Source organism: Bacillus sp. MM2020_4 (assembly GCF_011250555.1).
Classification (GTDB): domain Bacteria; phylum Bacillota; class Bacilli; order Bacillales; family Cytobacillaceae; genus Neobacillus.
Map to the genome: position 1 here is coordinate 1 of NZ_JAANMZ010000081.1, position 8640 is coordinate 8640.

An 8640-nucleotide genomic window follows, 5' to 3' on the forward strand; every position below is an offset into this window, starting at 1 on the left:
GTCTTTTCCTTTCTCCAGAATTAATAATGTCGAAATGTTCCGAAATATATATACATGGACATTATAACCGTCTAATTCTGGACAGGCAATACCGTCAACTTTCGGTCATTTGGGAATAGCAATAACAATTAAGGCTTAATTAAAGAAGATATCCGTAGAGAAACTTATCACCTAAAAGGAATGTGTATATATTTTCATATAGCAGGCAATTTCAGCTGCGAATCAAACCGTACAGAAATTTGGCAAAATTGATGTTCTTGTTAATAATGCAGGATACGGGCTACTGAGTGCCGTTGAAGAAGCTACCGCTGATGAAGTTAGGAAAAACTTTGAAACGAACGTCTTTGGCTTGTTGAATGTGACCCGGGCAGTACTGCCACATATGCGTAAAAAACGTTCCGGACATATCATTAATATCTCGTCCGTTGGGGGATTGAGCGGTTATATAGGCTGGGGCATATACGGTTCAACCAAGTTCGCTGTTGAAGGACTAACGGAGGCACTTGCAATGGAATTGGCTCCGCTTGGAATACATGCGACCGTAGTAGCCCCGGGCTTCTTCCGTACGGAATTTTTGGATGCTTCGTCACTAATGCGCTCAGGTGCCGAAATAAAATCTTGTTGTCTGTTGTTTCCATCTTTTGTTTTGAGTGGCTAAAAAAAGCAGTTTAGTGCAATGACGTTCCTTTTTTATAGGTTGTGAATAATTGTATGTGCAGTTTGTTTCAATAAGTATCGGTCCCATTTGTGATAAGATTCATCATAATAACTTTCCGTTTTATTCTCAAAAAAGTTATTGACATGGAGTTAACTCCAAGTAATATGCTTGTAGTGAAAGGAGAGATTCACAGATGAACGATATATTCACAATATCGGATGCTGCTAAAAAAACAGGATTAAGTCAAGACACAATCAGGTATTACGAAAAAATTAATCTTCTTCCCCCACCTAAGAGAAATAAGAATAATAACAATAGGCAGTATGTTCAATTAGATATAGATCGAATACTTTTCATTAATCATCTCAAGAGAACACAAATGCCCTTAAAAAAAATACAAGAATATGTGAAATTCTCACTAGCCAAAAACGATGATGCTTGTAAAGCGATACTTGAAGAACATAAAAACCAAATCACCAGTCAGGTAACTAATTTGCAAGATACTTTGGATATTATAAATTATAAAATTACTCATTTTCAGCGTATAAAGACAGGGAAAGTTACCAATTAATATGCGAGGTGGAATTAAGTGCTTAATGAGAATAATGAAAGTACCATTCAAAAACCAATTCATTCTGGTTTTAGCTCAAGAACTACAGCTAGAGAGGCTTTAGGAGGAAAGGATTTAAGTGGAAAGGTAGCCATTGTAACGGGAGGATATTCAGGATTGGGGCTTGAAATAACCCGGATGTTTGCGGAAGCTGGAGCAACAGTAATAGTACCTGCAAGAAGAGTTGAACAAGCCCAAGAAGCCATTTCAAGTATTCCACGAGTGGAATTGGAAAAATTAGATCTCATTGATCCGAATGCTATAGATGCTTTTGCAAAAGAATTTCTTAAAACAAATCGTCCATTGGATATTCTAGTGAACAGCGCAGGTATTATGGCTAATCCATTGAAACGTGATGAACGAGGGTATGAATCTCAGTTTGCAACTAATCATTTAGGACATTTTCAATTAACAGCAAGACTTTGGCCAGCTTTAGTCCAAGCTAAAGGGGCAAGAGTTGTATCAGTTTCTTCGCGCGGTCATCGTATTTGTGGTGTTGATTTTAACGACCCCAATTTTAAAAATCGTAATTATGACAAATGGCAAGCCTATGGGCAATCCAAGACGGCAAATGCTTTATTTGCAGTTGAATTAGATAAACGAGGTAAGAAATTTAATGTACGTGCATTCTCTGCCCACCCTGGAACGATTGTAACAAATTTAGCTCGAAATTTAACTGCTGAAGAAATGCGTTCAATGGGAGCATTGGACGAGCATGGAAATCGAGCTGTGGTAAAATATGATGAAGAATTTAAAAGCATAACAGAAGGGGCAGCTACAATTGTATGGTGTGCGGTAAATAGTCAACTTGATGGCAAAGGTGGCGTATATTGCGAAAATGTTGACATTGCAGAAGCAGTTTCTGCCGAAAGTTCGGACCCATCGGGAGTTAGACCGTGGGCTGTTAATACAGAATATGCAGAACTGCTTTGGAGACTAAGTGAAAATCTAACTGGAATTAATTTTTTAGATTAATTCAAAATTTAGGAGAACCTAAAATGAGCAATGAAGCAAAAGTAGACAACAGAGCAGGTATTCCACTGAATAAACCGAATATTGGAAAAGTAGCTATTCTTACAGCTGATCAAGTGGAAGACATTGAGTTTTTTTATCCTTATTACCGTTTCATGGAAGAAGGGTATGAAGTGGATGTAATAACCCCAACAGGTGGAGTATTGAAAGCTTCCGTGGGATGGAACTACAGGTTACAAAAAAACTTAATGAATGCAATCCAGAGGATTACACACTTCTTTATATTCCTGGAGGATTGGCACCTGGTGCACTCAGACAAATTCCAGAAGCTATTCATTTAGTACAGGAATTTGCTAAGAGCGGAAATCTCATTGGTGCTGTCTGTCACGCTCCACAATTACTTGTATCGACTGGGCTTGTCAAAGGACGCAATATGACATCTTGGCACGAAGTTGCTAATGAAATAACTGAGGCTGGCGGTGTCAATGTAGATGAACCTATGGTAGAGGACGGTCAATTTATTACAGCACGTAAGCCCGGCGATTTACCAATGGAACTGTCCAGAGTGTTTGAACGTCTTCAAGGAAAGTAAATATTTAAGAAAGAAAATAAAATCATCTAAAAAGAAGAGTTAGAAAATATATGCCTCCGCTCCGGTTTAAAAGTTGATCTTCCAGAGCGATTGCACAAAACAAGCCGGATTTCCTTAGGGAATATCCGGCTTGTTTGACTATTTTCGCTTAGCGTACGTTTTTCGGATTTGTTGGCGTGGCCTTTATTAGAAGCTTCTCTGTTATTCCATAAACTGACGCTTTTCTTGAATAAGAAGGCGTCTTTTTGTTTTGAATTGGATTCTGGAACAACAATTAATAGGAATTGGAGTTAAATTAGGATGTAGAAGAAATTGTGAAGGATTACACTTAAACTATTGGAGGCGATAGTCCAAGGAGGGTTATCGCTTAATTTTTGTTGAAGTTATTGTATAAACGAGCAGAACACTTCAATAAGATTATGGGTTATTATGCAAAATGTTATATAAAGGGGAATTGAGGTTGGGGGAGAGAAAATGAAAATAGGAAGAATTTTTACCCGGGGTGGCATCATCTTAGCGATGGTAGGAATATATTTTCAAACTTCTTTATCAACTCAATAGATTATAGTCGGTAGGTTAATTGGACTACTTGGACTTATTTTAATGGCAATTAGCCTTCGCTTGCCTAAGTCTAACGGAGGTCAAGGATAAAACTAAAAATACCAAATGTCTTAGGCTGGTTAATTATTATTTTTTGGATTATCAGTTGGTCCTTTTTTACAGAAGAACTGTCTTTTATTTCGACTGGAATAGGTGGACTTATTTGTATGATTATTGGTTTCCCTTTAGCCCATTATTAGGGTAAAAGAAATGGATTAACATTAGATATATAAATGACGACTTAGATTGTGAAGAAATGTCCTTAAAGTAACGGGTGCGTTTCTACAATAAGTGGAGAAAGCTTTTTTCTTATTGAAGTAACGAGCAGTTTAGTTGAACAAGGGGTTAGATATAATGTCTTATTTGACACAAAAAACGTTATAAGGAAATGCCCAAACTATTTAAAAATATGGGATAATTTTGAAAACGAAATGAAGCAAGGCTAATAAGAATACTCCAAAAATGAAGCATCCAATCAGGAGTAGAAAAAACGAGTTATCCGATTTTTTTATCTTTAGTTTTTCTTTATAGATTTTTTGAATTTGTCTTTGTTGTAAATCAAATTGCCCCTTTTTTTTCATTAAAATTTGCCACCTTCTGGTTTAAATTATTAGAATTAAAAAGAAAAAAGGTTTCAAATTGTAGTTGTGAAAGATATTTTTGATATTGTGGGTCAGTCTCAGCTATCACACTATAAGGCTATAAAACATATAGGGATTGAGATAGAAAAGTCTTATGTGGATATCGTAAATGACAGATTGAAATATGTCCAGCTAATCGGTAATGTTTAAAGTCGCACTAAAATGATTTTGTGAAACAATGTTCTTAGGATGTCGGGGGAGAATAGTTCAAGTAAGATACAGGTTTTTACAGGGGGAAATAATGGTTAAAAAACGTAGAAAAATTTTAGTAATCGCCTTAGCAATTTTAATTTTTTTTATAGTTAATTACTTTTTACAACTTAATTGGATTTCGGTCTCAAATGAGACTGTTTATTTAGAAGATTTACCAGAAAGGTCGGAGGACCTGGTCCAAAAGATCACCCAGCAGCTAGTCATAAAATAGTTTACATTAATAAGACAATGAAGAATATGCACCGTCCCTTTGGGTTGAAAAGTTTGTGAAATTCACAAAAAACTTGTACCTAGATTAACTATGTATTATTATTAATATGCACAAAGAAATTCTATGTATATAAGTCGATGACTCTGTTTCTCGCAAAAATTCGAGTTATTCGAACCAGGCTTGTGTCATGTCAATTGAATGGTTACTTAATTGGAGGGATTACGTTGTTGTTCTCGTTAGTGTTAGTGATACTACTGTTTGTGTCTGTTCCTACATATGCCTTTATTCGAATGGTACAAAGTTTTCTATCAAAAAAGAGGCGTCAAGTGAACAGAAGTGGCTCAGTTAGAACCAAGTTCATTGATGCTTTTTACTCTATGGCCATTATTTGTTTATTGATGCTTGGATTTTTTATCAACCATATTGGCTTGGAGGGAGGCGAGCAGATGTGGATTTTCTCCATGAACGGGGTCAAAGCAAATGGATATGCCTCACTCGCAAATGAGCATGTCTTGTCAGTGATTGTTTTATTAATCCTTGGTATGTTTAGCTTTTGGTTGATAGCTTCTCAAGTGGCGCTTTCCCCAATCCTATTTTGTGTAGGCAGCACGGTAATGATATTAAATATCCTATTTGCAGTTATCTATTTAACGCATACAGCTTTCACCCATGATGGAGAGGAATTTTCTGTCCCGCTGTTGCAGGTTAGCTTCTTATCCTTAATTTTCCTCTATATTGCTCGATTACAGGAATCACTAAATGGTTTACTTGAAAAGATAGGGGAATCGGAGCCGGATTACAAGCATTCTTTCTTGCTTTTTCTTTACAGGATCTCTTCAAACTATCAAAAGATGTCACGAGTATGGGCAATCTGTCTTTTTCCCGTCCTAATCCTTATTCAATTGATATTGGTTCTGTTTGGTCAGCGGCCTGATAGCTTTATCCGAGTGTTCCTTGATACAAGTTCTTTTCATTACTCTAGGATTCCCGCACCGGCACCGAAGGTCACTGAGGGGGACGGCCATTATCTGTGTACGGTTTCGGCAACGGGGCATAGTAAACTAGTGAAGCCAGTTAGGGCAGGAATAAGAAGGGGCTCAAGAATTATCGTAAACCGGCAACTGCTAATTGCGAATGCTTTTGAAAATATTTTGGAGGAATATACGCCAAACTGCCATAAGGTAATCAGAGCTTTTTACGATAAGTATGGATACCCTCTTAGCCGACATATTCAGTCAAAATGGTCCGCAGACCTTGTCTACCTATTAATGAAGCCTATGGAATGGTTTTTCCTTTTGATACTATATACTGTGGACCGCAAGCCGGAAAACCGAATCTATATTCAATATAGTGAGTTGAGAAAGTGACAAAATGTAGAAAAGAATAAAATAACTTTTCTGTGTTGTATTCTAACAATGCCTTAGAGGAATTACAGAATATTGATTAGGATAAACTGTAAGTTTGGTGGTGAAAGTTATGTTCATACAAGCTGTTTTCATAGATAGGGATGGTACTATCGGGGGTAGCGATAAGGTTATTTATCCTGGAGAGTTTGAACTTTTTCCTAATGTTTCAGAGTCATTACAACAATTAAAAAGTTCTGGTGCTTTAATATGTTCTTTTACTAACCAACCTGGAATTTCTAAGGGAGAGGCAACAAACGATAGTTTTGATAAGGAACTCAGAGAGTTTGGTTTTGATAAAATCTATCTCTGTCCCCATCAACATAATGAAGGATGTAAATGTAGAAAGCCTTCTTCAGGAATGTTAAAAACGGCTGCTAAAGATAATAATTTGAATTTAAGCAATTGTGTAGTAATCGGGGATAGATGGACTGATTTAATAGCAGCAGATGAAGTTGGATGTAAGAAAATTTTAGTGAAAACAGGTAGTGGGGAAGAAACCTTTAAGAAATACTCAAACAAAGAATTTTTTGGTCGTTGGGGCGAAGTTAAGCCAGATTTTGTGGCGGAGGATTTTAATGAAGCTGTTAAATGGTTAATATCGATACTGTAATATTTTTCCTTCTTAAACTATCGAGGGCTCTACTGGAAAACGAAATTACCTTCTTCTTCAAGTAGCGGGGAAGTTTATTAGATAGTAGGATATATTTTGATCAGGAGGTGTATCATGCAAAAGGCAATCGTAGTTTATTATGTTACCGATAAGAAGAATAACTTAAGTGATTTAAATCAACTATTGCAAGAGGGTTGGAAGGTTGTCTCTCAGAGTGCTATGTCAGGTGGTTCAGTTGCAACAGTTTATTCACTTGTTATATTAGAGAAAAATTAGGAAATAATGCTTCTGGATTCATTGCACTACCATGAAAATTAACTTCTGTGAGATTCGGAAAATGGCAATACTTAAATAGAAGCATCTCATTTATTTTTTAAAAAAAAGAAGCGTCTGATCGAGGTGTTTATGAACTGGAATAATTGATTAGGATGCTTCGGTAATTGTCACAGTATAATACCTATTTCAGCTAAGATTTGTTCAGCCATTCTTGTTGCGATACCAGGAATGGAATCGAGTCGTTCAATATCTTCCTGATAAGAACTTACTCTTTGAACTATCTCTTGATCCAACATTTCAATTTGCTCACTTAGAAAATCAATGTGAGTTAAAATGGTTTTCAACATCAAACGTTGGTGAGGGTTTACATATCCCTGAAGGGCTAATTCTAGTTCTTCTTTTTTCCGCTTCATTGTACACGAGCGAAGTTTGCAAGTTTTTCAGGATCGTCTTCACCATTGGCGATCGCTCAAAGCATATCCTTTGATGAAACACCCATGATATCAGACACAACAGAACCAAGTTTGATATGGGCACCTTCTATAACCTTTTGAATTCTATTATGTTGTATGGCTCTTTCTTCTATAATACTTCGGCGATAGCGAACAAGTTCCCGCAGTTCTTGTTGATTCCGATCAGGAATGAAGCTTGCTTTTAGAAGCCCATGAGGAAGAAGTTGGGCTATCCATTCTGCATCTTTAAAATCAGTTTTGCGTCCCGGAAGTGCCTTCGTGTGTTGAGCATTGACAACTAAAAACTCGATTCCTTCGGACTCTAATAAGTTAACAATAGGTTTCCAATAAACACTTGTGCTTTCCATAGCTACGTGAGTACAACCATTCTCCTTAATCCAGTCCAATAACTTTAATAGAAAAAAACTGTTTTAGTAGAAAATGTTTGAACCCCCTTTCCTTGCGAAGTCATAATACAAGCAGTGATGTTGTCCTTATGGACATCCAATACACACGCTCTTTCAATGATTACATCCATTGAATCTTCCTTTCGAGGCTTATAAATTGGAGGCTGGTGCAACAATCAGAATTAGGATTAATCTACCATGAGTGCTTCCCGTAAGGGAGCGACAGTTTGTGGTGCACCGTGGTCGTTGGAGTCAGACTAACGGATGGGCTCTACGGCACCATAGTTCATCGACCTTCCTCTCCCAGTCTTAGAACAAGTATGGACGGATTCAATACATTTCATTCTTTGTGGTGAAGAGCTGGTTTTTAGCGATTCATGGATGGCTAATGGGAAGGTTAGCTCAATAAGAGTCTTTATAATGTTCCTAAAAACTTTTTAATAAAAATAGGTTTCTGGAAAAAATGCTAGAGAATAATACATATGGTTCGCATTATTTCGATTTAAATAAGAAACAAAAACTAAACTTGTTAATGGATGAATACAGAAATAGTATTATTAGGCTTGCTTATACATATGTTCGTCAAAACCAGTAGAAGAGGAGCCCAGGATGTATTCCTAAAGCGTTATGAAAAAATCAATGGGTTCAGAGGTGATTCATCCTACAAAACCTGGTTGTATAGGATTACAGTCAATAAATGTAAAGCTTTTCGCTTTTCCTCAATTTTTCTTTGCTGCATATGCTCAAGCTGTTTTGCTCTTGCTTGAACCGTTGTATTTTCATAAGCTGGGAATGTAACAACGCTCACTTCATGCAAATCGATTTCATTAATTCGCCAAGCACTTTAATGTCAGTTGTTAAAATGTTATAATATGGAATAAAACAGGGTGGGTATTTATGTCTTACATTAAACTTATGAAAAATTTCTCATTTTTTATATTTCTTTTTATTACAACGGGATTATTCTTAAAATTGGCCGTGTTATATACACC

At 36.6% G+C, this 8640-nt stretch carries 7 protein-coding genes and 3 pseudogenes; 8 read left to right on the forward strand and 2 right to left on the reverse strand.

Translation table 11 applies throughout. From position 1 onward, the window contains the following. Window positions 1–208: 208 nt before the first annotated feature. The 8 genes and pseudogenes from G6554_RS24825 to G6554_RS24865 all read left to right on the forward strand — a co-directional run bounded on the left by G6554_RS24825 (window position 209) and on the right by G6554_RS24865 (window position 6789). The gene (locus tag G6554_RS24825) at window positions 209–658 is read left to right on the forward strand and encodes an SDR family NAD(P)-dependent oxidoreductase (protein WP_166246780.1); all 450 of its coding nucleotides are present in this window, start codon (window positions 209–211) and stop codon (window positions 656–658) included. A 193-nt stretch (window positions 659–851) separates the two neighbouring features. After that, entirely contained in the window at window positions 852–1229 is a 378-nt protein-coding gene (locus G6554_RS24830; protein ID WP_166246773.1) for a MerR family transcriptional regulator, read from the forward strand. Window positions 1230–1247: 18 nt separating this feature from the next. Beyond that, on the forward strand, window positions 1248–2243 hold the full coding sequence (locus G6554_RS24835; protein ID WP_166246774.1) for an oxidoreductase: 996 nt from the start codon (window positions 1248–1250) through the stop codon (window positions 2241–2243). 23 nt (window positions 2244–2266) lie between these two features. After that, window positions 2267–2832: pseudogene (locus G6554_RS25870) on the forward strand (type 1 glutamine amidotransferase domain-containing protein). A gap of 1613 nt (window positions 2833–4445) precedes the next feature. Then, window positions 4446–4515 (forward strand): annotated as a pseudogene (locus G6554_RS26430) (class I SAM-dependent methyltransferase); the annotation flags it as partial. Between the two features lie 119 nt (window positions 4516–4634). Continuing rightward, window positions 4635–5864: a DUF6688 domain-containing protein gene (locus G6554_RS24855; protein ID WP_347564351.1), complete on the forward strand. Its 1230-nt coding sequence runs from the start codon at window positions 4635–4637 to the stop codon at window positions 5862–5864. Window positions 5865–5973: 109 nt separating this feature from the next. Next, the gene (locus tag G6554_RS24860) at window positions 5974–6513 is read left to right on the forward strand and encodes an HAD-IIIA family hydrolase (RefSeq protein WP_166246779.1); all 540 of its coding nucleotides are present in this window, start codon (window positions 5974–5976) and stop codon (window positions 6511–6513) included. 114 nt (window positions 6514–6627) lie between these two features. Beyond that, complete coding sequence (locus tag G6554_RS24865) at window positions 6628–6789, forward strand: hypothetical protein (protein WP_156482168.1); 162 nt, start codon at window positions 6628–6630, stop codon at window positions 6787–6789. A 179-nt stretch (window positions 6790–6968) separates the two neighbouring features. On the opposite strand, the pseudogene G6554_RS26435 reads toward G6554_RS24865, so the two are convergent. Together G6554_RS26435 and G6554_RS25885 are read right to left on the reverse strand one after the other, a co-directional pair. Continuing rightward, window positions 6969–7779: pseudogene (locus G6554_RS26435) on the reverse strand (IS110 family RNA-guided transposase); the annotation flags it as partial. A 530-nt stretch (window positions 7780–8309) separates the two neighbouring features. Continuing rightward, window positions 8310–8456, reverse strand: coding sequence for an HK97 family phage prohead protease (locus G6554_RS25885; protein ID WP_481747940.1), 147 nt, complete (start codon window positions 8454–8456; stop codon window positions 8310–8312). Window positions 8457–8640 lie beyond the last annotated feature (184 nt).

Excerpts from the sequence above, each read along its gene's own strand:
- G6554_RS24830 (WP_166246773.1), top strand. The coding sequence starts at position 852 with ATGAACGATATATTCACAATATCGGATGCTGCTAAAAAAACAGGATTA.
- G6554_RS24855 (WP_347564351.1), top strand. The coding sequence starts at position 4,635 with ATGACTCTGTTTCTCGCAAAAATTCGAGTTATTCGAACCAGGCTTGTG.
- G6554_RS24860 (WP_166246779.1), top strand. The coding sequence starts at position 5,974 with ATGTTCATACAAGCTGTTTTCATAGATAGGGATGGTACTATCGGGGGT.
- G6554_RS24865 (WP_156482168.1), top strand. The coding sequence starts at position 6,628 with ATGCAAAAGGCAATCGTAGTTTATTATGTTACCGATAAGAAGAATAAC.